25 protein-coding genes are annotated in these 23,309 nt (G+C 72.0%); 9 read left to right on the top strand and 16 right to left on the bottom strand.

The features are described from left to right. Nucleotides 1-31 precede the first annotated feature (31 nt). The 3 genes from BJY14_RS27635 to BJY14_RS27625 all read right to left on the bottom strand — a co-directional run bounded on the left by BJY14_RS27635 (nucleotide 32) and on the right by BJY14_RS27625 (nucleotide 1,798). Nucleotides 32-235 carry a PspC domain-containing protein gene (locus tag BJY14_RS27635; RefSeq protein WP_173397798.1) on the bottom strand — a complete coding sequence of 68 codons (204 nt, stop codon included), beginning with the start codon at nucleotides 233-235 and terminating at the stop codon, nucleotides 32-34. 145 nt (nucleotides 236-380) lie between these two features. Then, entirely contained in the window at nucleotides 381-1,151 is a 771-nt protein-coding gene (locus tag BJY14_RS27630) for an HAD family hydrolase (RefSeq protein WP_312879436.1), read from the bottom strand. After that, a complete protein-coding gene (locus BJY14_RS27625; protein WP_179846265.1) occupies nucleotides 1,148-1,798 on the bottom strand; it encodes an MBL fold metallo-hydrolase in 651 nt (216 codons plus the stop codon). Before BJY14_RS27625 ends, BJY14_RS27630 begins: the two co-directional genes overlap by 4 nt. Nucleotides 1,799-1,914: 116 nt before the next feature. Between BJY14_RS27625 and BJY14_RS27620 the strand changes: the two genes are divergently transcribed. The 3 genes from BJY14_RS27620 to BJY14_RS27610 all read left to right on the top strand — a co-directional run bounded on the left by BJY14_RS27620 (nucleotide 1,915) and on the right by BJY14_RS27610 (nucleotide 4,379). Beyond that, entirely contained in the window at nucleotides 1,915-2,982 is a 1,068-nt protein-coding gene (locus tag BJY14_RS27620; RefSeq protein WP_179846264.1) for a phosphotransferase family protein, read from the top strand. After that, nucleotides 2,979-4,079, top strand: a complete 1,101-nt coding sequence (locus tag BJY14_RS27615) for an Rv3169 family protein (RefSeq protein WP_179846263.1) — start codon at nucleotides 2,979-2,981, stop codon at nucleotides 4,077-4,079. The genes BJY14_RS27620 and BJY14_RS27615 overlap by 4 nt, the downstream gene beginning before the upstream one ends. A gap of 99 nt (nucleotides 4,080-4,178) precedes the next feature. After that, a complete protein-coding gene (locus BJY14_RS27610) occupies nucleotides 4,179-4,379 on the top strand; it encodes a hypothetical protein (RefSeq protein WP_179846262.1) in 201 nt (66 codons plus the stop codon). A gap of 63 nt (nucleotides 4,380-4,442) precedes the next feature. On the opposite strand, the gene BJY14_RS27605 is transcribed toward BJY14_RS27610, so the two are convergent. The 3 genes from BJY14_RS27605 to BJY14_RS27595 form a co-directional block, all read right to left on the bottom strand. Continuing rightward, entirely contained in the window at nucleotides 4,443-4,742 is a 300-nt protein-coding gene (locus BJY14_RS27605; protein WP_067637647.1) for a Fe-S cluster assembly protein HesB, read from the bottom strand. Between the two features lie 94 nt (nucleotides 4,743-4,836). After that, on the bottom strand, nucleotides 4,837-5,796 hold the full coding sequence (locus BJY14_RS27600; protein ID WP_179846261.1) for an LLM class F420-dependent oxidoreductase: 960 nt from the start codon (nucleotides 5,794-5,796) through the stop codon (nucleotides 4,837-4,839). Between the two features lie 35 nt (nucleotides 5,797-5,831). Beyond that, nucleotides 5,832-6,599 carry an SDR family oxidoreductase gene (locus tag BJY14_RS27595; protein ID WP_179846260.1) on the bottom strand — a complete coding sequence of 256 codons (768 nt, stop codon included), beginning with the start codon at nucleotides 6,597-6,599 and terminating at the stop codon, nucleotides 5,832-5,834. A gap of 221 nt (nucleotides 6,600-6,820) precedes the next feature. On the opposite strand from BJY14_RS27595, the gene BJY14_RS27590 reads away from it, so the two are divergent. Together BJY14_RS27590 and BJY14_RS27585 are read left to right on the top strand one after the other, a co-directional pair. Further along, nucleotides 6,821-7,270, top strand: coding sequence for a Zn-ribbon domain-containing OB-fold protein (locus BJY14_RS27590; RefSeq protein ID WP_258942055.1), 450 nt, complete (start codon nucleotides 6,821-6,823; stop codon nucleotides 7,268-7,270). After that, a complete protein-coding gene (locus BJY14_RS27585) occupies nucleotides 7,267-8,457 on the top strand; it encodes a lipid-transfer protein (protein WP_179846259.1) in 1,191 nt (396 codons plus the stop codon). Before BJY14_RS27590 ends, BJY14_RS27585 begins: the two co-directional genes overlap by 4 nt. Nucleotides 8,458-8,463: 6 nt before the next feature. Here BJY14_RS27585 and BJY14_RS27580 read toward each other — a convergent pair whose 3' ends face one another. After that, nucleotides 8,464-10,071 (bottom strand): serine/threonine protein kinase, encoded by a 1,608-nt coding sequence (locus BJY14_RS27580; protein ID WP_179846258.1) that lies wholly within the window; start codon nucleotides 10,069-10,071, stop codon nucleotides 8,464-8,466. Between the two features lie 75 nt (nucleotides 10,072-10,146). After that, nucleotides 10,147-10,518: a DoxX family protein gene (locus tag BJY14_RS27575; RefSeq protein ID WP_179846257.1), complete on the bottom strand. Its 372-nt coding sequence runs from the start codon at nucleotides 10,516-10,518 to the stop codon at nucleotides 10,147-10,149. A gap of 363 nt (nucleotides 10,519-10,881) precedes the next feature. Between BJY14_RS27575 and BJY14_RS27570 the strand changes: the two genes are divergently transcribed. From BJY14_RS27570 to BJY14_RS27560, 3 genes are read left to right on the top strand one after another with little or no spacing between them, the layout of a single operon-like run. Continuing rightward, nucleotides 10,882-11,502 carry an ATP-binding cassette domain-containing protein gene (locus BJY14_RS27570; protein ID WP_312879435.1) on the top strand — a complete coding sequence of 207 codons (621 nt, stop codon included), beginning with the start codon at nucleotides 10,882-10,884 and terminating at the stop codon, nucleotides 11,500-11,502. Nucleotides 11,503-11,519: 17 nt separating this feature from the next. Continuing rightward, the gene (locus tag BJY14_RS27565) at nucleotides 11,520-13,637 is read left to right on the top strand and encodes a YhgE/Pip domain-containing protein (RefSeq protein ID WP_179846256.1); all 2,118 of its coding nucleotides are present in this window, start codon (nucleotides 11,520-11,522) and stop codon (nucleotides 13,635-13,637) included. 16 nt (nucleotides 13,638-13,653) lie between these two features. Beyond that, nucleotides 13,654-14,229, top strand: a complete 576-nt coding sequence (locus tag BJY14_RS27560; protein WP_179846255.1) for a TetR/AcrR family transcriptional regulator — start codon at nucleotides 13,654-13,656, stop codon at nucleotides 14,227-14,229. Here BJY14_RS27560 and BJY14_RS27555 read toward each other — a convergent pair whose 3' ends face one another. Together BJY14_RS27555 and BJY14_RS27550 are read right to left on the bottom strand one after the other, a co-directional pair. Next, nucleotides 14,230-14,751, bottom strand: coding sequence for a pyridoxamine 5'-phosphate oxidase family protein (locus tag BJY14_RS27555; protein ID WP_179846254.1), 522 nt, complete (start codon nucleotides 14,749-14,751; stop codon nucleotides 14,230-14,232). A 174-nt stretch (nucleotides 14,752-14,925) separates the two neighbouring features. After that, nucleotides 14,926-15,282 carry a PLAT/LH2 domain-containing protein gene (locus BJY14_RS27550; protein WP_179846253.1) on the bottom strand — a complete coding sequence of 119 codons (357 nt, stop codon included), beginning with the start codon at nucleotides 15,280-15,282 and terminating at the stop codon, nucleotides 14,926-14,928. A 337-nt stretch (nucleotides 15,283-15,619) separates the two neighbouring features. Between BJY14_RS27550 and BJY14_RS27545 the strand changes: the two genes are divergently transcribed. Next, nucleotides 15,620-16,135: a hypothetical protein gene (locus BJY14_RS27545; RefSeq protein ID WP_179846252.1), complete on the top strand. Its 516-nt coding sequence runs from the start codon at nucleotides 15,620-15,622 to the stop codon at nucleotides 16,133-16,135. A gap of 83 nt (nucleotides 16,136-16,218) precedes the next feature. Here BJY14_RS27545 and BJY14_RS27540 read toward each other — a convergent pair whose 3' ends face one another. The 6 genes from BJY14_RS27540 to BJY14_RS27515 all read right to left on the bottom strand — a co-directional run bounded on the left by BJY14_RS27540 (nucleotide 16,219) and on the right by BJY14_RS27515 (nucleotide 23,232). After that, entirely contained in the window at nucleotides 16,219-16,689 is a 471-nt protein-coding gene (locus tag BJY14_RS27540) for a MarR family winged helix-turn-helix transcriptional regulator (RefSeq protein WP_179846251.1), read from the bottom strand. A gap of 242 nt (nucleotides 16,690-16,931) precedes the next feature. Next, nucleotides 16,932-18,500, bottom strand: coding sequence for an acyl-CoA synthetase (locus tag BJY14_RS27535; protein ID WP_179846250.1), 1,569 nt, complete (start codon nucleotides 18,498-18,500; stop codon nucleotides 16,932-16,934). A gap of 18 nt (nucleotides 18,501-18,518) precedes the next feature. Beyond that, complete coding sequence (locus BJY14_RS27530) at nucleotides 18,519-19,676, bottom strand: thiolase family protein (RefSeq protein WP_179846249.1); 1,158 nt, start codon at nucleotides 19,674-19,676, stop codon at nucleotides 18,519-18,521. Then, entirely contained in the window at nucleotides 19,669-20,709 is a 1,041-nt protein-coding gene (locus tag BJY14_RS27525; RefSeq protein ID WP_179846248.1) for a thiolase family protein, read from the bottom strand. The genes BJY14_RS27530 and BJY14_RS27525 overlap by 8 nt, the downstream gene beginning before the upstream one ends. Further along, complete coding sequence (locus BJY14_RS27520) at nucleotides 20,709-21,683, bottom strand: Zn-ribbon domain-containing OB-fold protein (protein WP_312879434.1); 975 nt, start codon at nucleotides 21,681-21,683, stop codon at nucleotides 20,709-20,711. Before BJY14_RS27520 ends, BJY14_RS27525 begins: the two co-directional genes overlap by 1 nt. Beyond that, a complete protein-coding gene (locus BJY14_RS27515) occupies nucleotides 21,673-23,232 on the bottom strand; it encodes an acyl-CoA synthetase (RefSeq protein ID WP_179846247.1) in 1,560 nt (519 codons plus the stop codon). Before BJY14_RS27515 ends, BJY14_RS27520 begins: the two co-directional genes overlap by 11 nt. Between the last annotated feature and the right edge of the window lie 77 nt (nucleotides 23,233-23,309).

Raw genomic sequence — 23,309 nt, 5'->3', positions numbered from 1 at the left:
GCCCCGGTCGAGCGCAATCGTTGATCTTGAGTTAGCGGGCGCCGGCCATGTGGCGGTCCTCGTTCGGCATCATGACCCAGAGGACCAGGTAGACGACGAACTGCGGCCCGGGCAGCAGGCACGAGAGCAGGAACAGGATCCGGACGGTCCAGGGGGTCATGCCGAACCGGCGCGCGAGGCCGGCGCAGACCCCGGCGATGACGCGGTCGCGGCGCGGGCGGTAGAGGCCGTTCATGGGTTCTTCTCTCCCCGATTCGTCGAGCGGTGAACACGGCCGCGGTCTTCGCGGCCATGTCTCTCACGCTACGAACCGGACGGGCGGCCTCACATCGCTCTCGCGGCCCGTTCCCTGCTGCTACCTCAGGAGTACGGGACGTCCCCTAGGGGGCGGCCTGCCCCAGAGTGCGGTCGGCGTTGTGGTCGGCGACGAGACTCGGCAGGGCGGCCAGGTCGTCGAGCACGAACAGGCACTCGCCGAGCGCCTCGTCGTCCTTCTGGATGTTCCCCCAGGGGCCGCGGCGCAGGAACGCCGCCCGCATCCCGAACTCCACGGCGGGCCGGACGTCGTTGTCGATGCGGTCCCCCACGTACAGGACGCGGTCGGGCAGCACGTCGGCGAGCTGGGCGCAGCGCTCGAAGAACTCGTGGGACGGCTTGCTGACGCCCCACACGTCCGAGATGCCGACGACGTCGGCGTCCAGGCCCAGTTCCGCCATCTGCTCCGCCGCCTGGACCGGCTGGTTGCCCGCGATCCCGACGAACAGGCCCTGGTCGCGCAGGCCCGACAGGCACGCCCGCGCGTCCGGGTACAGGTCGTCCGGTCCGAACCCGTTCGGGACGCCCGCCTCCTCGCGGCGCCGCTGCTCGTCCTCCAGGTCGAAGCCCGGGCGGAAGTACTCGAACAGGTCCATGTGGTCGCCACCGGTCGCGAGCAGCGCGCCGAGCTTGGTGAGGAAGGTGTGCCTGGGCACGCCGAGCCAGTCGGCCCAGCGCCCGTAGATCTCGCCCTCGTTGATAAGGGTCTCGCCGATGTCGAAGAACACGGCCTGGATGGAGCGGGGCGTGGGAAGGCCGGCTCCCTGCTCGGCGGCGCCGGCGCGCTCGCCGGCCTGAGGCCCGGCCGCCGGGGGGATGCGGGGGGAGGCGTTCACTCGGCGGCCAGGTCCACGGAGGCGCCGGGGGTGAGGCGCACGAACTCCTTGCCGAGCTCGTCGCCGGCGCTGGTGAGGACGTGTTCCATCACCTGGAGGCCGATGTCGTTGAGCAGCCCGTCGTGGATGGCGAAGGCGCGGCCCGGGCGGACCGCCCGCGTGTACTCGTACAGGTCGAGCGCGCGCATCCAGGGCGCGTTGCCGGGCAGGCACAACGTCGGGACGGGCTCGGACGGGACGGTCAGCGCGTCCCCCGGGTGGAAGACCTCGCCGTCGACCAGGAACCCGACGTTCGGGACGGGGGGCAGGTCGGGGTGCATGAGCTCGTGGTCCTCGCCGTAGACGTGGACGTCGAAGCCGGCGATCGTGACGGCGTCGCCGTGGCCGACCTGGTGGACGCGTCCGCCGAGGTCGGCGAGGTTCTCGGCCACGGCGCGGGACGTCCACGCCTCCAGCGCGGGGCGCTCGGCCATCGCGGCGCGCAGCGCGTCGGGGTCGAAGTGGTCGAAGTGCTCGTGGGTGATCAGTACGGCGTCGGCGGCGGCCAGCGCGTCCCCGGCCTCGCTGAACGAGCCGGGGTCGATGAGGATCGTGCGGTCGTCCTCGGTGAGCTGCACGCACGCGTGTCCGAGCTTGGTGAGACGCATCCGGCGATTTTTTCACGGGGGCCGCCCCGCCCATTGACCACCCCCCGCACCGTTGATAGAACACGTTCTAATTTGGGCGCGACCCCGGCCAGCAGGCACGGCAAGGAGGCGGTGCGATGCCCGTTCCCGACCAGCGCGATCCCGAGATCACCAGGCGGTCCCTCACGCGGTGGCTGGACGGCCGTCTGCCCGGCGTCCGCATCCCGCACGTGGACACCCCCCAGACGAGCGGATTCTCCAACGAGACCCTGCTGTTCGAAGCCGAATGGAGCGGCGAGGACGGCGCGCCAAGGCACGAGCCGCTCGTCGCGCGGGTCGCGCCGGAGAAGTACCAGATCTTCCCCGAGCCGCGGTTCGAGGAGCAGTACCGGCTGATGCGGATCCTGGACGAGCGCACCACCATCCCGGTGCCGCCGATCCGCTGGTACGAGCCGTCCCGCGACGTGCTCGGCGCCGCGTTCTTCGTGATGGGCCGCGTCGACGGCCGCGTCCCGACCGACATGCCGCCCTACCACATGGACGGCTGGGTGACCGAGGTCCCGCCGGGCGAGCGGGCCGCGATGTGGTGGTCCACCCTGGAGATCATGGCGCGGCTGCACCGGCTGGACGTCGGCGCCCTGGGCCTGGGCTTCCTCGACCAGCCGGCCTGGGGGGCGCCCGGCCTCGACCAGCGGCTCAACTACTACGAGCACTACCTCGGCTGGGCCTACCGGGGTCCGCAGGAGACGGCGCTCAGGGCCCTGGACTGGCTGAAGGCGAACCGCCCCGACGAGCCGGACGACCCCGTCGCGCTGTGGGGCGACGCCCGCATCGGCAACGTGATCTTCCAGGACGGCGCGCCCGCGGCGGTGCTGGACTGGGAGGGCGCCGTGCTCGGCGCACCCGAGGAGGACCTCGCCTGGTTCATGTTCCTGGACCGGCACCACTCCGAGGGCGTCGGCGCGGCCCGGCTGGCGGGCTTCCCGTCCTACGCCGAGACCGTCGCCCGCTACGAGGAGCTGCTCGGACGCCCGATGCGCCACATGGCGTACTACGAGATCCTGTCCGGCTTCAAGTTCTCGGTGATCATGGCGCGGATCGGGCAGGCGATGATCGACTTCGGCTGGATCGAGGAGTCGGCCGACTTTCCCCACGACAACAACTGCACGCAGCTGCTGGCCCGCATCCTGGGAGGGGACCGGTGACGCTCTCGCCGCTCGACGACTACCCGATCCACCAGGCGCCGGAGGTGATGCGGCACGTCACCACCTCCGACCGCAACTTCTACGACCGGTACTACTTCAACGTCCACCCGTGCTCGGACGACCTCATGATGATCATCGGGATCGGGCAGTACCCGAACCTCGGCGTCATGGACGCGTTCGCGGTCGTGCGGCGCGGGCCGGTGCACAAGGTCGTCCGGGCGTCCCGCGAACTCGGGAACGACCGGATGGACACCACGGTCGGGCCGTTCCGCGTCGAGGTCATCGAGGGGCTGAAGCGGCTCCGGGTCGTCCTGGACGAGAACGGGCACGGCCTCTCGTTCGACCTCACGTGGGAGGGCTCCGTCCCGGCGACGCTGGAGCCGCCGCACTACCTGCGCTGGCAGGAGCGCGTCGTCTTCGACTCCCGCCGCCTCGCGCAGACCGGCCGATGGACGGGCTCCATCACGGTCGACGGCGAGACGATCGAGGTCACGCCCGACCACTGGTGGGGCTCGCGGGACCGCTCCTGGGGCGTCCGGCCCGTGGGCGAGCCGGAGCCGCCGGGCATCCAGGCGAAGAACGCGGGGACGTTCTACTGGCTCTACGCACCGATGCAGTTCGAGGACCACGCCATCCTCTGCATCGTGCAGGAGGACGAGAAGGGGCGCCGCCTCCTGGAAGAGGCCACCCGCGTGTGGCCCGACCGCGAGCCCGAGTATCTGGGACGTCCCGAGTACCGCCCGGAGTACGCGGAGGGCACCCGGGAGGTGGTCACGGCGACGCTCCGGTTCGCGCCGCCCGGCGGGGAGCCGTTCGAGGTGAAGGCGACGCCGATCTTGCCCGTCCACCTCATGGTCGGCACCGGCTACGGGCTGGAGCCCGACTGGAAGCACGGCATGTACCAGGGACCCGACCTGAAGGTACAGGGCGTCACCTACGACACCCGCGAGCCCGGCGACGCGGCCCGGATGTGGGGCATGGTCGACGCGGTCGGCCGGTACGAGTACCTGGACGGGGCGCAGCCCAGCGGCGCCACCACGGGCTACGGCCTCTTCGAGTACTGGGCCCTCGGCCCGCACCCGTCGTTCCCGGACTGACCGGTGTCCGGAGGCGGCGGGGACGCGGGCTCCGGGCCCCGCGATGACACGTCCCGGGCGGGCGGCGGGTGGAGCGATCTATCTGCAACACTGGCGCTCGTGACGACCCCGCCTTCGCCCGACCCCCCGGACGCGGGACGGTCGTTCCGGCGAGAACCGGACCGGCAGGCGCGCGACCGCTCCCCCGCCTGGCGCGACCAGCCGCGAGCCCTGGCCTGTGCGGTGATCGCCGCGTTCGCCGTCCTCACCGCGGCGGCGTTCGTGTTCGCCGTGGTCGCCGTGGTCGCGGCGATGCGCTGACACGCTCGGAGAACACGAGACCGGGACGGCCCGGCGGGCGCGCCCCGGTCTCGTCCTCCTACGTCAGGTGGGAGTTCCCTCCGCCCCCTCCGCGATGGTGAAGGCCACGTCGCCCTGCGGGTCGACCTGGGCGTCGAGAGTCTTGTCGTCGAGCATCTCGGCGACCGTGGGTTCCAGGTACACCTTGGCGCCCTCTTCCTCCACGACCTGGTCGCCTGCCTCGGGGGCCGGGGCCACCGAGAGCCGCAGCGCGTCCGAGCCGTCGAGCCCGGACTCGATGCGGATGCCGGTCTCGGGCGGAAGCTCCGGATTGGCGGTCACCGTACGGATGACCTGGACGGCACCGCTGGTCAGGGTGAGCACGATCAGCTCCTCACGTCTCTTCGTTCGCTGTCGGGATTTGCCCCACCCTCCCCGCTCCTCCCGGCCGTAAACATCGGGACGTGATCGGACGATCTCAGTCCGCACTCGGGGCGAGCGCCCGCACCGCCTCCGCCTGTGAGAGGCCCCCGCCCGGAACGATCGCCAGCACGGGGGTGGTGAGGCCGCTGTCGACGTACTCGCGGACGCGGGCCCGGCACCGCTCCGGGGAGCCGTGCACGATCAGGTCGTCCACCACCTCGTCCGGGATGACCTCCAGTGCCTTCTTGCGATCGCCGGCCGCCCACGCCTCGTTCATCGGGCGCAGCGCCTCGCCGCGTCCGAGCCACTCGTGGAACGCCCGGTAGACGGGGACCGTCATGTACGCGGCGATCATCCAGCGGCCGATGGCGCGGGCCTCCTCGGGGTCGGCCGTGGGGCAGACGAACAGCCGCGCGATCAGCTCCGGCTCGTCGCCGAGGGCGCCGCGGACCGTCCGGACGTCCCCGGGCGCGAGCCAGTTGGTGATCGCGCCGTCGGCCTCGCGGGCGGCGAGCCGCAGCATCCCGGGGCGCAGCGCCGCGAGGACGATCGGCGGCGGCGTCGCCGGTGCGCTCTCCAGCTTGAAGCCCTTCACGGCGAAGGTCTCGTACTCCTCCTTCACCTTCTCCCCCGCGAGCGCCCTGCGGAGGAAACGCAGCGTGTCGCGGGTGCGCTTGTAGGGCTCGTCGAACGGGATGCCGTTCCAGCGCTGCACGATCGTGTCGGACGAGGTGCCGATGCCCAGGACGAACCGTCCGGGCGCGAGGTCGGCGAGGGTGGCGGCCTGCTGGGCCAGCAGGGCGGGGCCGCGCGTGTAGACCGGGACGATCGCCGGTCCGAGGCGCAGCCCGGGGTCCCACTGCGAGGCGAGCGCCAGCGGGGTGAAGGCGTCGGCGCCGTTCGTCTCGGCCGACCAGGCGTCGGTGTAGCCGAGCCCGGACAGCCCGGAAACGATCTCGCGGTGCTCGGCCAGCGGGAGGCCGGTCAGCGGAATGGTCAGTCCCCAGCGTGACATGCGCTTCTCCTGTTCCTGGCTCTGTTCCCGGGCGGTCAGGCGATCGAGGCCCGGATGGTGGCGCCGCCGTCCACGACGAGCGTCTGCCCGGTCATCCAGGACGAGGCGTCGCCCGCGAGGAACACCGCGGCGTCGGCGATGTCCTCGGGTTCGCCCAGGCGGCCGAGCGGCATGTGCCTGCTGATCTCGGCCTCGTTGTCCTCCCACAGGGCGCGGGCGAGGTGCGTCTTGACCAGGCCGGGCGCGATGCAGTTCACGCGCACCTTCGGAGCCAGCTCCATCGCGAACTGCCGGCTGAGGTGGATCACGGCGGCCTTGGTGGCGTTGTAGTAGCCGATGCCGTGCTCGGTCATCATCCCGCCGACCGACGCGATGTTGATGATCGCGCCGCCGCGCTCGGCGAGGGAGGCGCGCAGTGCGAGCTGCGTCCACTGCACGATCGCGAACTGGTTGACCTGGACGGTCTTGGCCGCGGCGGCGGGCTCGATGTCGGCCATCGGGCCGAAGTAGGGGTTCGTGCCGGCGTTGTTGACGAGGACGTCGAGGCCGCCGAACTCGGCGACGGCCGCGTCCACGCAGGCGGCGGCCTGCTCGGCGTCGCCCACGTGCGCCGCCTTGGCCAGGACCCCCGCACCCGGGTGGGCCGCGGCGATCTCCTTGGCGACCTCGTCCAGCGCCTCCTGCTTTCGGGAGGACAGGACCACGTTCGCCCCCTCGGCGGCGAGCGCGGTGGCGATCGCCTTCCCGATCCCCCGGGACGCCCCGGTGATCAGCGCCGTCTTGCCCTCTAGTCCGGTCCGCATCCGCACGCTCCCTACCTGTTGGCACCCTGGGGGCCTGGCTGTTCGCACCCTCCGGGCGGCCTGAGCAGAATCCGACTCGGTTCACTGTACCGAAGTGACTGACGAGTCAGTTAGGTGGGTTCGCCGGCCGGTGCCGGGTCCGTCCCGCTCACCGGACACGCCGCGTTCCGAGCGCTTGCTCGGTTGTTACGCTGCGCCCGGTCGGAGACGAGGAGGACCGCGTGACCACGACCAAGGAACGCCGTCCGGCGATCGAGGGCTGGTTCACCACCGGGGACGGCGACGTCCGCCTGCTGGGTACCCGCTGCGGCGCCTGCGGAACGCCGTACTTCCCGCGCAACGAGCTGGCCTGCCGCAACCCGGGCTGCGCCGGACCGAAGGACGGCTCCGAGCTGGAGCCGTACGCACTGTCGGCGCGCGGGCGCATCTGGTCCTACGCCGACTCCCGCTACAAGCCGCCGCCCCCGTACGTCTCCCCCGACCCGTACGTCCCGTACACCGTCGCGGCCGTCGAGCTCGAAGCCGAGCGCATGGTCGTCCTCGGGCAGGTCGCCCCCGGCCACACCGTCGACGACCTCGCGGTCGGCATGGAGGTCGAGCTGACCGAGGGCGTCCTCTACGAGGACGACGAGGCCGAGTACACCGTCTGGATGTGGAGGCCCGTCAGATGACGCGCGACATCGCCGTGCTGGGTGCGGGCATGCATCCGTGGGGCAAGTGGGGACGCAACTTCGTCGAGTACGGGCTCGCGGCGGCGCGGGCCGCGCTCGCCGACGCGGGCCTCGCGTGGACGGACGTCCAGTACGTGGCGGGCGCGGACACCATCCGCAACGGCTACCCGGGGTTCATCGCGGGCGCGACGTTCGCGCAGGCGCTCGGCTGGTCGGGTGCGCGCGTGTCCAGCTGCTACGCCGCGTGCGCGTCCGGGGCGCAGGCCATCAACAACGCGCGCGCGCAGATCCTCGCGGGCCTGTGCGACGTCGCGCTGGTCGTCGGCGCCGACGCCGCGCCCAAGGGCTTCTTCAAGCCCGTCGGCGGGGACCGTCCTGACGACCCCGACTGGCTCCGCTTCCGCCTCCTGGGCGCGACCAACCCCATCTACTTCGCCCTGTACGCGCGACGGCGGATGGCCATGTACGGCGCGACGCTCGACGATTTCGCCGCCGTCAAGGTGAAGAACGCCCGGCACGGGCTGGCGAACCCCAACGCCCGGTACCGCAAGGAGGTGACCGTGGAGGACGTACGCGAGTCCGCCGTGGTCGCCGACCCGCTGCGCCTGCTGGACATCTGCGCCACCAGCGACGGCGGCGCGGCTCTCGTCCTGACGTCCATGGAGTTCGCGCGCGAGCACGGGATCGCCGACCCGGTGCGCATCCCCGCGCTGTCGACGGTGACGCCCACGTTCCCGAAGACCGTCCTGGACCTGCCCGACTTCGCGACGGACTCGGCGATGACCGTCCCGGTGCCCGAGCGGCCGTTCCGGTCGGCGATCGCGCACGCCGCCTACGAGGAGGCGGGCCTCGGCCCCGAGGACCTGTCCCTCGCCGAGGTCTACGACCTGTCCACGGCCCTCGAACTCGACTGGTACGAGGACATCGGCCTGTGCGAGCGGGGCGGCGCCGAGGAGCTGCTCCGGTCGGGCGCCACGACGCTCGGCGGCCGCGTCCCCGTCAACCCGAGCGGCGGGCTCGCCTCCTTCGGCGAGGCGATCCCGGCGCAGGCGATCGCGCAGGTCTGCGAGCTGACCTGGCAGCTGCGCGGTCAGGCCGAGGGCCGGCAGGTGGAGAACGCGCGGGCCGGCATCGCCGTGAACCAGGGCCTCTTCGGCCACGGCTCCGCCGTCATCGCCGTCCGCTGACCCGGTCTAGGCGACGGTGAAGCCGTCGCAGGTCAGGTAGTAGGCGTCGCCGTTCGGACGGACGTGGAACCAGATGACCGTCCAGTCGCCCTTCATCAACGGGTAGGTGCCGTTTCCGGCGCCCTCCCAGCTGAACTCCGACGGGTAGTGGATGTTCAGCCACGCCGCCTGGCCGGGGTACAGGTGCGGCTTGCTCTGCACCACCCCGGTGACGCCGTTCCCCTGCTGCTCCGCTGGGGGGCGCACTTGGATGGCCACGTAGTACTTGGACGGCTCCGCGTACTTGAAGCGCAGCCCGAAGTCGACGGTCTTCCCGGTGTAGGGCTCGCGCGGTACTGACGTCTGGGTGTCGCTGGTGAGGTCGAAGTCCTCCGGACGAGCGGCGGGCTGGCACGTCTTGCTCGCCTGGGTCCACCGAAGGTCCGTGAGTTCGCCCGGCTGCTTGACCAGGATCCGGTCCGGTGGGACGCCGTTGGCCGCGCCCGTGGTCTTGGCGCCGGGGGTCGTGCCCGCGGGGCCGCCGGTCGCGGTTCCGCCCTGCGTCCCCTGCCCGGCCTGCGGCTTCTTCCCGTTCTCTTCGGCGCCGCCGTCACCGTTGAGGACGTACCGCGCGAGGAAGGCGCCCACGAGGACGACGGCGGCCACCCCGGCGCCCGCCGCGATGACGGCGGCGCGCGTCCGTCCGCGCGAGAGGCCCGGAACCGTCCTCGTGCGGTCGGCCGGGACCAGGCCCGACGCGACCGCGTCCGTGACGCTGGCGGGCATCGGCCGCGGGACGCCCACGATCCGCCGGTAGGCGGGGTCGGCGGCGAGGGGGCCGAGCGGGGGCACCTGCTGGAGCAGCCGCTCCAGCGGGATCCTGGCCCCGGGCTCCTTCTGCGCGCACTGCCGGACCAGGCCGGCGACGCGCGGGTCGACGCCCTCCAGGTCGATCTCGCCGCTGAGCGTCCGGTGGATGATCGCCTCGATGCGGCCGCCGCCGAACGGGGGGCGCCCCGTGGCGGCGTAGGCGACCGTGCCGGCGAGCGAGAACACGTCCGACGCGGGAAGGGGCTGCTGCTCGCGGACGACCTCGGGCGCGACGAAGCCGGGGGTGCCGTTCCACGCGCCGGTCTGGGTGATCTGCGTCTGGCCCTCGCCGCGCGCGATGCCGAAGTCGATCAGCCGCGGCCCGTCCGGGGCGAGGATCACGTTGCCCGGCTTGAGGTCGCGGTGCTGGACGCCGTGCCGGTGGATCTCCAGCAGCCCCTGGGCAAGCTCGACCAGCAGCCGCAGGCAGGTCTCGGGTGGCAGCGGCCCGTGCGCGGCCACCGCCTGCCGGAGCGTCGGCCCCGGGACGTACTCCGTCGCCAGCCAGTACGGCGGCGCGTCCAGGCCGGCGCCGACCATCGCGGCGGCGAACCTGCTGCGCACCCGCTCGACGGTCGCGACCTCGCGCCGGAACCGGGCGAGCGCCGTCGGCCCCTCGAAGTCCTCCCGGATCACCTTGAGCGCGACATGCCGCCCGCTGCTCGTCAGCCCCAGGTAGACCTGCCCCATGCCACCCGCGCCCAGACGTCCCAGCAGCGGGTAGCCGCCGATCTCAGAAGGATCTTCAAGACGGAGTGCTTCCATACTTTCCCCGGCCCCTCGTCAACCCGCACCGCCGCCAAATGATCTCATTGTGGGAGGAGCCGCGTGGACGGGTCGTCAGTCGGCCTCGCGGGCCACGTGGAGGGCCCAGGCGATGAGGGGGGCCTGGAACGGCAGGCGGCCGTAGGCGGCCGCACGGAACGGCAGCGGGCGGTGGCGCCAGTCGCGGGCCATCTTCACGTTGGCGGGGAAGACCGCCGCCATCAGGCCGGCGGTGGCGAGGGCGCCCGCCCGGCGGGTGCGCGGGTGGGCGACGGCGGCGGCGCAGGCCAGTTCGGCCGCGCCGCTGAGGTAGGTCCAGGTCCGCGGGCCGCCGGGGAGCCGCTCGGGGACGAGCGCGTCGAACGGCTTCGGAGCGATCATGTGGAGGGTGCCCATCCCGGCCATGAGCGTGGCCAGCCTGCGGTGCGCGCGTGACGACTCGGTCATCCCTGAAGTCTGTCAGATCAGACATCTCGTCCAATAGCGGCACCGTCGACTCCCTGGTCGGACGCGGCTTATGTGACTCAAATCACTCACCTGTCCTGTGTGACCCGAGTCGTGGGGGTGACGTGTCTGATGTCACCGCTTCGGGTGGATTCGTGAGGTCGGAAGCGGAGCTACGTTTGTACTGACCAGTCAGTTCAAATTCAGGCTCTCCGGAAGGTCGCGATGACGTCCGAGCACCAGACTCCAGGGGCGGCCGCCGCGGCCGGGGGGACCGCGGTGCCCGTCCCTGGACCCCGCCCGATCGGCTCGGGGGCTGGCGGGGGCCGCCCCGGAGCCGGTCCGGCTTCCGCGCGCGGATCGTCCGTGCGGGCGCGAGGCCTCGGAGCGAAGGGCGCGCGCGACTGGGTGTTCCGCGACGTCGAACTGGACGTCCCGGCCGGCGCGCTGATGGCCGTCAGCGGCATCGCCGGCACCGGGCGCACGGCGCTGCTGCTCACGCTCGCCGGGCGCATGCGGCCCGCCGCGGGCACGGTCGCGGTGGGCGGGGTCACCGGACTCAGGCGGATCCAGCGGGTCGCGGCCCTCGGGATCGTGCCGGGCGTGACCGAACTCGACCCGGCGCTGACCGTCCGGGAGCACGTCGACGAGGCGCTCGCCCTGCGCGAAGGCGTCCTCGGCCGGTTCCGGGGCCGCGAGGCCCGCAGGCGCCGGACCCTCGAACGGGTCGGACTGGACATCGCTCCCGGGACGCTCGCCGAGGAACTCGCGCCCGACGAGGCCCAGCTCCTGGGCGCCGCCCTCGCGCTCGCCGGAGACCCCGGACTGCTCCTGCTCGACGACGTCGACGAGGGCCTGCCCGCCGACCGGCAGCGCGACCTGTGGCGGCGCCTGGCCGCCATCGCCGCCGACGGCGTCACCGTCATCGCGTCCTGCCACGACGCCGCGCCCGCCGAGGGCGTCGCCACGCACACGCTCCCGCTCTAGCCGAGGACATCCCCCCGATGAGACTTCCCGCACTGACCTCGGGCGGCCTTGAGCTGCGCCGCTTCCAGCGCAACCGGCTGACCCGCGTCGCGATGGCCGGGCTCGTCCTGCTCCCGCTGCTGTACGCGGGGCTCTATCTCTGGTCGTTCTGGGACCCCTACGCGCGGCTCCAGCACGTTCCGGTCGCGCTGGTCGTCCAGGACGAGCCCGCCAAGGCCGGCGGCAGGACCGTCCACGCGGGCGCCGACCTGGCGGACGAATTGAAGAAGCGCAAGGTCTTCGACTGGCGCACCGTCTCCGCGGCGAACGCCGAGGAGGGCGTCCGGTCGGGGAAGTACTACATGTCGCTGACGATCCCCGCCGACTTCAGCGCGCGGATCGCGTCGCCGTCCGGTGACGGAACGCCTACGCCGGCAGGGTTGCGGCTCCAGATGAACGACGCGAACAACTACGTGGTCGGGACGCTCGCCCAGGCCGCGTTCAAGGAGATCAGCGCCGCCGCCGGGAGCGAGGCCGTGCACGGCTACTTCGACCAGATCTTCCTGTCGTTCGGCAAGCTGCACGGCGAACTCGGCGAAGCGGCCCAGGGCGCGGACGAGCTCGCTGCGGGTTCCGGCCAGGCGCACGACGGCGCGGGCAAGCTCGCAGAAGGTGCGGGGAAGGCCGAGGCGGGCGCGGGCAAGCTGAAGGGCGGCATCGACGAGGCCCGCGCGGGCAGCGGCGATCTGACCTCCGGCCTGGAGGCTCTCCGCACCGGAACGGGGCAGGTCGCCGCCGGGATGCAGCGGCTGACCACGACCGTCGACCGCGCGGGCGACACCCTCGTCCCGCTGCTGAGGGACAACGCCCCCGAGATCCGCCGGGCCGCGCTCGCCGTCGCCCAGGGGGCGGACGCCCTCGCCGACGGCGCCGGACGGCTGCCCGCCCAGACCGGCGCCGCCGTCCAGCGGGCGGAGAGGGCGCAGGCCGAACTGGACGCCTATCTCGCCGCGCACCCGGAGGTCCCGGCGGACGTCCGCCGGGACCTCACCCGGGCGGCCGCGCAGGTCGTCACCGTCGCGAAGCAGGTGGACGGCTACGTCAGCGACCACACCGGCGACCTGCGCAAGGTCGCCGCCGACGCCCGCACGGTCGAGCGGGCCGCCCGCACGATCGCGAAGGACGCGCCCTCCCTGGCCGCCAAGGTCGAGAGGGCGCGCCGCGACGTGGACCGCCTCAACGCCGGAACCCGGCAGGTCAACGCGGGCGCCGGTCGCCTGCTGTCCGGATCGTCCCGGCTCACGACCGGTCTCGGCACCCTGTCGGGCGGCGCGGGCGAACTCCAGGGCGGGCTGGGGCGGCTGTCCGGCGGCGCGGTGACGCTGGAGACGGCCCTGGCGCAGATCTCCGACGGCAACGAGCAGCTCGCGAACGGCCTGAACAAGGGCGTCTCCCAGATCCCGGACTACGACGGCAAGGAACGCGCCGCGCGCGACGACATGATGAGCAACCCGGTGCGGCTCGCCAGCGCCACCGAGAACGAGGTGCCCAACTACGGGACCGGGTTCGCGCCGTTCTTCGTGCCCCTGTCCCTGTGGGTCGGCGGCATGATCATCTACATGCTGCTGCGCCCGCTGAACCCCCGCGCGCTCGCGGGCACCGCGCCCGGCCGCCGCGTCGCCCTCGCCGGCTGGCTGCCCGCCGCGGCGATCGGCGCGGCGCAGGCCTGCGTCGTCCTCGCCGTCCTGCACTTCGCGCTCGGCCTGCGCGCCGAGCACTGGCCCGGCCTCGTCGCGTTCCTCGCGCTCGCGTCCGCCGCGTTCCTCGCGGTGATCCAGTGGGTGAACGCCCGCTTCGGGCCGGTCGGCCGGATCATCGCGCTGGCGCTCCTGATGCTCCAGCTCACCTCGGCCGCCGGCACGTACCCGATCGAGACGAGCCCGGCGTTCTTCCAGGCCGTCCGCCCGTACCTGCCGATGCCGTGGGTCGTGGACGCCGTCCGGCACCTGATCAGCGGCGGCGACCTGACGCCCGTGTGGCAGGGTTGTGCGGTGCTGGCCGCCTTCCTGGCCGGCGGGCTCGCGCTCACCGCCCTGACCGTCCGGCACAACCGGGTCTGGACGATGAAGCGCCTGCACCCGGCACTGAAGCTCTGATCGGAAGGCAGGGGACGTGGCCCGCATCGCGACCCGGGAGAAGCTCTTCACCGCGGCGATCGAGCTGATCGCCGAGAGCGGGCTCGCCGCGACGACCGTCGACCAGATCGCCGAGCGCGCCGGCGTGGCCAAGGGCACCGTCTACTACAACTTCGACAGCAAGGCCGCGCTGTTCGCGGCGCTGCTGGAGTACGGCGTCGACCGCCTCGCCACCGCGCTGCGCGACGCCGCGTCCGGCCGCCCCCCGCTGGAGGCGCTGGACGCCGTCGTCGCCGCCGAGCTCGCGTTCGTCGGCGAGCACGAGTCCTTCGCCCGGCTCCTGATCGCCGAGACGTGGCGGGCCGGCGGCGACTGGCAGCACGCGGCCCGCCTCATCCGCGAGCGCGCGATCGGCGTCGTGGCCGACGTCCTGCGCGAAGCGGTCACCACGGGCGACCTCCGCTCCGACCTGGACATCGGAACGGCCGCCTCCGCCGTCTTCGGCATGGTCCTCACCGTCGCCCTGGACTGGCGCGCCCTCCAGCCCGGCCGCTCCCTGGACGACGTCCAGACGACCCTCCTGGCCCTCCTCCGAGGCCGCCTCAGCGCCTGATCAGGCCTCCGTGAGCTTGGCGAGGTCGGGCGCGTAGGCGGCCATCCAGTGCGGATGCAGCCGGTAGTAGACGACGTCCTCGTCCCAGTCGAAGGCGTTCTCGCCGTAGAAGCCCTTGAGGTAGGCGAGCAGGTCCGGCCAGTCCGCGGCCGGCTCGCCGCCCGGAGGGTTGAGGGCCTCCACCGTCCCGTGCGTGAACACGCCCAGGTCCTCGCCGCGCATGTGCGCCGCGCTGACGGCCGGGCGGGCGGCCATGTGGCGGGCCTTGGCCGCGTCGCGCGCCGTGCCGAAAAGCCACTTCCCGTGCAGGAAGTGCCCGTCCACGCCGCTGATCCGCGGCTCGCCCTTGGCGGTCACCGTGGACAGCGCCAGCGTGCACATGCCGGTGAGGATCCGGCAGAGCCGCTCCGCGGTCACCGACCTCTCCGCATTGATGATCGAGCGCAGATGCGCGGTGGAACGGGAACGGGAGTCGTCCAGAAGGGCCTGGAGCTCGACGAGTTCTTCTCGGGTTTCACGCATGGCAAGTCCTAGTACGAAGGGTCCGGTCCACATCTCAATCCCCCAGCGACGGCCGGTGACCCCACCCTGCCTCCAAAACCTGACATCTACCGTCAGTCTTTTCCTCGAACAGCCGCCCCCGTCCGGCGCCAGGCCGGGCGGGGGCGGCGCGGAGGCGGCCTCGTCCGCCTCCCGTCACCTCTGGCGCGTCAGCCGCACCTCGGTCCTGCCGTCGTTCTCGTCGGTGGCGAGCCAGCGGTAGGCGGCGAACTCCGCGGTGTCGCCGTCCTTTGTGACGCTGACCCGGTTCAGGAACCACCCGGGCTTGTTCCCTGAGTTGTCATGGCCGATGACGATGGTCTCCAGCCGCCCGACGTCGGTCAGGTCCAGGGTGAAGTGGTCGGTCGCGCCCTGCTCGAAGTTGTCCCTGCTGTCGTCCAGCTTGACCGGGCCCGCGGAGGCGAGCGAACCGTAGAGGGTGATGTGGACGTTGGCATCTGTCCCGGCGTCGTCGACGTTGCCGGTCTCCACCGTGATCTCGTAACGGGCCATGGGGGGCTCCCTCGCATCGTTGAGCACTGTGTTCGTCCAAGTACTCTGCGTGACTGATGTGCCCTCCGGCGCGGTGACCACAAACGGAGCGTCCGGGTGACTTCATGCATCCGAGCGGTCACCGATACCTCGCGAACCGCGCAAAGGTTCTGGGACTCCGCGCGAACTTCTCGCCACCGTCAGGACATCCAGACGGCCGCGCCGGGGCGCGGGTTCGGGCGGCGGCCGGTCGGATTGATCACGTCCCGCCGGGCCAACTCGCGGCGGGCCGTCCCGCATCTCATCCTGCAGAGCGCGACCACAAGGGGCCGCGCACCGAGCACGAGAGCGAGGACCCATGCGGAAGATCGTGATCACCGGTATGGCGGCGGCGCTGGCACTCGGCCTGACGGCCTGCGGCGGCGACGGTGACCCCGCGGCGGCCCCGCCCTCCTCGCCCACCGGCTCCGCGCCCGCGCCGAGCGAGTCCACGACGCCGGACGGCGGGTCCACGCCCGGTGGCGGTTCCACTCCGGGCGGCCCCTCGAACCCGCAGGGCCCGGGCGGTTCAGGTACCCCGGGAAGCCGGCACACCCCCCTCGCGCAGGAGGGCGGCCAGCAGATCACCACCAAGTGGGGCCCGCTGCGCTACCTCGCGCCGGGCAAGTACACCGTCGGCAACGTCGCCTTCTTCACCACCACCGACACCGTCGTGTACGTCGCCGGCAGCACCTGCCCCGACGGCTCCCCCACGCCGCCCGACGTCAGCAAGTGCACGGTCGACGGACTCGACCAGTGGGCGAAGGCCGCCCCGCACAACGCCAGCGTTCGCTTCTCCGGCCAGACCGCCGTCCGCATCACCGAGACCCAGTAACGCGCAGCCGCTCAGCCCCGGGAACCCCGCCGACAACCGGCGGGGTTCCCGCGCGAGCGCCACCGCCCGGCTCCCGGGCGCTGTCAGGGGAGTTTGCGGATTTCTTCTATTACAGACGGCATTGTTTCGTTGTTGTGGTGGATCCAGTCGAGGAGGAGGGCGATCTGATCGTCGTTGTAGGAGGCGAGGCGGTCGCGGAAGGCGCGGCCTATCGGTTCGAAGTAGCGGGCGAACTGGGCGACGTTCTCCTCGACGAGTTCGACGATGACGCGGCGGCGGTCGTCGGGGTCGCGGGTGCGGCGGACGTAGCCGGCGCGCTCCAGGCGGTCGATGACGGCGGTGATGGCGCCGCCGGTCGTGATGCCCATGAGCTGGGCGAGCTGGCCCGGCGTCTGGGGGCCGTCCAGCGTCAGCGCGTTGACGCACTGCGCGTCGGTGACGTTCATGCCCGCCTTGCTCGCGGTGGCATGGTGCAGCAGCACCGTGAACATCGTGCTGCGCTGCATCGCCATCTGCAGCTCGGCCGCCATCCGCTCGCGCTCCGGGGTCGACACGCCTTGACCTCTCTCCCTTTTGCTCTCAAATAGAGACACTCAGTTTAAGAGCGACTCTTTGAGGGAGATTCTATCGACCCGAACCCGGCGGGACCAGGCGGGACGGCGACGGCGTGTGGCGCAGCCGACACCGTTCAATGATCGCACCACTGCCGGGCGGCACCTACCATGGGTTTCGTTAGGACCGCTAACAGCAGGTCCGCTCCTGGCCCCGAATCCCACGAAGGTTCGGGGCCGCCCCCCTATCTGGCCTCCTCCGCCACCTGTTTCGCCCAGCGGTAGTCCGCTTTGCCGGCCGGGGAGCGCTTCATCTCCGCGACGAACGCGTAGACGCGCGGCACCTTGTAGCCCGACAGCTCCTTGCGGCAGTGCTCGTTCAGCTCGTCGAAGGACGGCTCCGCGCCGGAGGGCTGGATCACCGCGGCGACGCGGTTGCCCCAGCGCTCGTCCGGGATGCCCGTCACGACCGCGTCGTAGACGGACGGGTGGCCCTTGAGGACGGCCTCGACCTCTTCGGGGAACACCTTCTCGCCGCCGGTGTTGATCGCCTGCGAGCCTCGGCCGTACACGGCGATCGAGCCGTCCTCCTCGACGGTCGCGATGTCGCCCGTGAGCAGCCAGCGCCGGCCGTCCACCAGGGGGAACGTCCTGGCCGTCTTCTCCGGGTCGTTGTAGTAGCCCTGCGCGATGTAGCCGGTGCGGGCGACCTGGCCGATCACGCCTGACCCCGGTTCGACGGGCTGGAACGCGTCGTCCAGGACGGTGACGTTCTCCACGTCCGGGGCGAACCGCAGGCCCTTCTCCGGTGTGGAGCCGGCGACGGCCTCGGCCGTCGAGCCCGACTCGGTCGAGCCGAAGCGGTCCAGGATCATCGTGTTCGGCAGCAGCTCCTGGATGCGGTCGCGGACCGTCCCGGTGAAGATCGCGCCGGTGGAGACGTATGCCAGGAGGGACGAGGTGTCGTAGTCCCCGCGCGCCAGCTCCTCGGCCATCGGGATCGCCATGGCGTCCCCGGTGATCGTCAGCGAGTTGACCTTCTCCCGCTCGATCGTCCGCCACACGTCGGCCGCGTCGAACTTGCGCGTGTAGACGAGCGTCGCGCCCATGAACCAGGCGATCCAGGTGGCCATCTGGGCGGCGCCGTGCATCAGGGGCGCGACCGGCATCATCGTCATCGGGCCGCCGCCGCGGGCGTTCTCGACCACGTCCTCCGGCCTGGTCGGACGGGGGAAGGTGGGGTTCCAGAACGCGAGCAGCATCTGCTCGGTCGACCACATGACGCCCTTCGGCATCCCGGTCGTCCCGCCGGTGTAGATGATGTAGACGTCGTCCTTGGAGCGCGCCGGGAAGTCCCGTGCGCCGGAGGCGTCCTCCAGCGCCGCGTCGTAGGCGACCGCGCCCGGGATGGACGGCTCGCCGCCCACCGCGACGAGGTGCCGCAGCTCGGGCACCTGCGGGACGGTCGCCGCGACGCGGTCCTCGAACTCGACGTCGTACAGCAGCGCGACGCTGTCGGAGTCGCGGTACACGTAGAGCAGCTCGCTCTCCACGTACCGGTAGTTGACGTTGATGGGCACGGCCCGGATCTTCAGCGCGGCCAGCAGCGCGGCGGCGTACTCGACGCCGTTGTAGAGCTGGACGGCGACGTGCTGCCCGGGCCCGACGCCCGCGTCCGCCAGATGGTGCGCGAGGCGGTTGGCGTGCTCGTCCAGCTCGGCGTAGGTGAGGCGCCGGTCGCCGCACACCAGCGCGAGACGGTCCCCGATCGCGTCCGCGACGCCCTCGAACAGGTCAGCGTGGTTGAACTCCATCGGACGGGCCTCCGGGAATCAGGGTTTGTCGCTGCCGACGATCCACATGGCGAAGAACTGGGCTCCGCCGCCGTAGGCGTGGCCGAGCGCGCGCCGCGCGCCGTCCACCTGGTGCTCGCCCGCCTGGCCGCGCACCTGCAGCGCCGCCTCGGCGAACCGGATCATCCCGGACGCCCCGATCGGGTTGGAAGACAGGACGCCGCCGGACGGGTTCCACGGGATGTCGCCGTCCAGTGCCGTCGCGCCCGCCTCGGTGAGCTTCCAGCCCTCGCTCTCGCCGCAGAACCCGAGGTTCTCCAGCCACATCGGCTCGTACCAGGAGAACGGGACGTAGACCTCGGCGCAGTCCAGCTCGCGGCGCGGGTCGGAGATCCCGGCCTGCCGGTAGACGTCCGCCGCCGCGTCCTTGCCGCCCTGCGGGCTCACGGTGTCGCGCCCCGCGAACTGCATCGGCTCCGAGCGCATCGACGTGCCGTGCACCCAGGCGGGCGGGGCCGGGGCCTTCTTCGCCGCGTCCTCCGAGGCCAGCACCATCGCGCACGCGCCGTCCGACGACGGGCACGTCTCCAGGTAGCGGATCGGCTCCCACAGCATCGGCGTCGACTCGACCATCTCGCGGGAGATGCCGGGGATCTTCAGGTGCGCCCACGGGTTCTTCAGCGCGTTCTGCCGGTCCTTGACCGCGACGAGCGTCCCGATGTGGTCGGGGGCGCCCGAGCGGCGCATGTAGGCGCGGATGTGCGGCGCGAAGTAGCCGCCCGCGCCCACGACCAGCGACGTCGTGAACGGAGAGTTCACCGTCAGCGCCCACGTCGCGTTCGACTCCGACTGCTTCTCCCACGCGATCGTGAGGACGCGGTCGTGGACGCCGCCCTGGATGAGGCCCGCCGCGACGATCGCCGTGGAGCCGCCGACCGACCCGGCGGTGTGCACCCGCATGATCGGCTTGCCGGCGGCGCCGAGCGCCTCGGCGAGGAACGTCTCCGGCATCATCACGCCCTCGAACAGGTCGGGGGCCTTGCCGACGACGACCGCGTCGATGTCCTTCCAGGTCAGCTGCGCGTCCTCCAGCGCCCGGCGGGCCGCCTCGCGCAGCAGCCCGGCCATCGAGACGTCCAGCCGCTTGGTCTTGTACGCCGTCTGCCCGACGCCGATGATCGCGCAACGGTTAGCCATGGTTCTCTCCCGACAGGACGCAGACGAGGTTCTGCTGGAGGCAGGGTCCGGACGAGGCGTGCCCCAGCACGCGGGACGCCGACCCGTCGTGGACGCGGGCCGCGGCCTCGCCGATCCGGATGAGGCCGGCGGCCATCATCGGGTTCGCCGACAGCGGCCCGCCGGACGGGTTGACCACCGTGTCCTCGCCCAGGCCGAGCGCCTCCCGCAGGATCAGCTCCTCGTGCGTGTACTGCGCGTGCAGCTCGGCGACCTCGATGCCGGTCGCGCCGGCCTTCTCGCCCGCGACGCGGGCCGAGTCCGAGCGGCTCAGGTCGCGGACCCCGGGCGCGTGCGGCTCGGTGCGGTGGTCGATCCCGGTGATCCACGCGGGGCGCTCGCACAGCTCGCGGGCCCGGTCGCCCGCCGCGAGGACGATCGCCGCGGCGCCGTCGGTGACGGGCGCGACGTCGTAGGGGCGCAGCGGCGCGACGTCGTAGTCGTCGCCCTCGGGGGCGGGCAGGTGCAGCGCGAACGGGTTGCCGTGCCCGGCCTCACGGGATCGCGCGGCGACGGCGCGCAGGTCGTCCTCCTTCGCACCCGACCGCTCCATGTAGGCGCGGGCCTGGAGCGCGGCCAGCGACACCGCGTCGATGCCGAGCGGCGCCAGGTGGTACGGGTCGAGCTGCTGGGTGAGGACGGCCCGCAGGTTGCCCTGCGACGACTTCCCGAACCCGTACACCAGCGCGGTGTCGATGTCGCCGTGCTGGAGCTTCACCCACGCCTCGTACAGCGCCCACGCCGCGTCCATCTCGACGTGGCTCTCGGAGATCGGCGGCCACGCGCCGATGGCGTCCAGCGCCGACACGAACGCGAACGGGGCGCCGGCGAGGTAGTCGCAGGATCCGGAGCAGGTGAAGCCGAACTGCTTCTGGCCCGTCCGCTCCTTGATCTCGGTGATGACGGGGGCCAGGATCTCGATCTCGGCCATCCCCCGGTCCTCACCGCTGTGCTCGGTCTGCGCGAACGCGACCACGGCCACGGGACGAGGCATCACATGAAGTCCTTGATCTCTTCGAAGGGGACGTCGGGCTCGTCGATGGGCTCGAACCACTTGATGTTGCCCATCGTCCGCTCCCACTCCTCGCGGGGCCGCCACGCCGCCTTCACCCGCATGCCCATCCGGACCTGGTCGGCCGGGATGCCCGCCACGAGCGTCAGCATCGTCAGGCCCGCGCCGTCCAGCAGGACGTAGGCGGACACGAACGGCACCTCGGGCGCGCGCGGGTCGGGGATGTTGTTGACCGCGAAGGTGGTGACGGTGCCGGTGTCGGGCAGCTCCACCTCCTCGGTCGTGGGGACGCCGTCGCGGGGGCACAGCCCCTTCATCGGGACGATGACCGACTCGCACACCGGGCACCGGTGGCCGAGGATGCGGCCCTCGGACATGCCCTCCAGGAAGCGCCGCAGGGCCTGGCCGCCCTTGAGCCGGTACTCCAGCCGCGTCGGCGCGTTGATCATGGTGACCTCGGGCTGGAAGCACTCGATGTCGCCGATCCCGCCGGTCCGCTCGGCCCGCCAGCGGGGCCGGACGCGCATCCCCGTCCTGAGGAACTTCGGCGGCTTGGCGCCCTCCTCGAAGATGCCGAGGTCGAGGGCGTGCAGGAGGGCGGTGTCGGCGCCGTCCGGACGGATCAGCGCCCAGGCGAACGGGCGGTCCAGCGGATGCTCCTTCGCCGGGTGCGCCACCCACGACCAGGTCGTGACCGTCCCGACCGGACCGACCTCGACGAACTCGTCCGTCACGTCCTCGCCGGTCTGCGGGTCGTACTCCGACGGCGGGACGAGGACCCTGCCGTCCGCCGTCCGGACGCCGACGAGCCGGCCGTCGCGCAGCTCGCTGAAGAAGCGGCCGATCACCGGGCCGACCGAGCGCGTGTAGCCGCCGGGGAACTCCAGGACGTGGTTCGGCTCGGGCGGCCCGGTGTCGCCGGGCGCGTTCTCGACGGGCGCCGTGTCAGATGGCACTGTCGCGGTCCTTCCAGTACGGGTCCCTGAGCTTGCGCTTGAGGAGCTTGCCGTTGGGCTCGCGCGGCATCGCCTCGATGAAGTCGACCGACCTCGGCCACTTCATCTTGGCCAGCCGCCCCTCCAGCGACGCGAGGATCTCCGCCGCGAGCTCCGGGCCGGGCTCGACGCCCTCGGCGGGCTCGACGACGGCCTTGATCTGCTCGCCCCACTCCTCGTCCGGGATGCCGAACACGGCGACGTCCCCGACCTTGGGATGCAGGATGATCTCGTTCTCGATCTCGGCCGGGTAGATGTTCGCGCCGCCCGAAATGATCATGTCGGCCTTGCGGTCGGACAGGAACAGGAACCCGTCCTCGGTCAGGTACCCGATGTCCCCGACGGTGAAGAAGTCCTTCAGGCGGTTCTTCTCCGTCTTCTCCCGGTCGCCCTTGTACTCGAACTCGACGCCGGCCATCTTCATGTAGATCGTGCCGTGCGTCCCGGTCGGGACGGGCTCGCCGTCGTCGTCCACGATCAGCAGTTCGCTGATCGGCCACGCGTTGCCGACGGTTCCGGGGTGGGCGCGCCAGTCGGCCGGGCTGGCGATCGTCCCGCCGCCCTCCGTCGCCGCGTAGTACTCCCAGATGCAGTCGCCCCACCAGTCGAGCATCTGCTGCTTGAGCGGCACCGGGCACGGCGCCGCCGCGTGGATCGCCCACTTCATGCTCGACACGTCGTACCGGGTCCGGACGTCCTCCGGCAGCGACAGCAGCCGCTTGAAGTGCGTCGGCACCATGTGGGTGTTGCTGACGCGGTGCTCCTGGATCAGCCGCAGGGTCTCCTCGGCGTCCCACTTGTCCATGTAGACGAGCGTGTGGCCCATCTGCAGGGCCGTCCCGCCGAACTGGGTGACGGCCGTGTGGTAGTTCGGCGAGGTGACGAGGTGCGCCTGGTGCTCGCCCCCGGCGGGGCGGCCCGGCGGGATGCCGAACATGCCGAGCAGGAACGTCATCAGCTCGGCGCTGTCGTCGGGGTCGAGCCCGGCCAGCGCCCTCCTGACGCCCTTCGGCCGTCCCGTCGTCCCGGACGTGTAGTGCATCGTGGCGCCGTTGCTGCGGTCGTCCGGAAGCGTGTCGGGCTGCCCGTCGACCAGCTCCGCGATCGGCCGGAAGCCCTCGACCTCCCCGAACGCGAACCGCCGGTGGGCCTCGATCTCCTCGCCCGCCCGCGCGCCCTCGGCGGCGTACCGCTCGTGGACGAAGAACGCCTTGGCCTCGCTGTCGGCGACGATGTAGCCGATCTCCGGGCCGGTCAGATGCCAGTTGATCGGCGTGTAGTACCAGCCCGCCTGGAGCGCCGCCAGGTAGAGGACGACCCCGTCCGCGCCGTTCGGGACGAGGCCGCAGATGCCGTCGCCCTTCTCCAGGCCCAGCGCGCGCAGGCCGTGGACGAGCCGGTTCGCGCGTGCCAGCAGGTCGCCCGCGGCGTGCGGCGTCCCGTCCGGATCGACGGCGGCGACCCACTCGGGATCGGCCTGCGCCAGCCGCCAAAAGCCCAATGACCCCATCGGATCTCCCTACGTGAGCACAGAGAGCACAGTGAGCAGAGAAAGCACAGAGCACCGGTGCCTCTGCGGGCGCCCGG

It is taken from the genome of Actinomadura luteofluorescens, assembly GCF_013409365.1.
Taxonomy (GTDB): domain Bacteria; phylum Actinomycetota; class Actinomycetes; order Streptosporangiales; family Streptosporangiaceae; genus Spirillospora; species Spirillospora luteofluorescens.
Note: the sequence above shows the minus strand (reverse complement) of the source record. Positions and strands in the feature narration are given on the sequence as shown.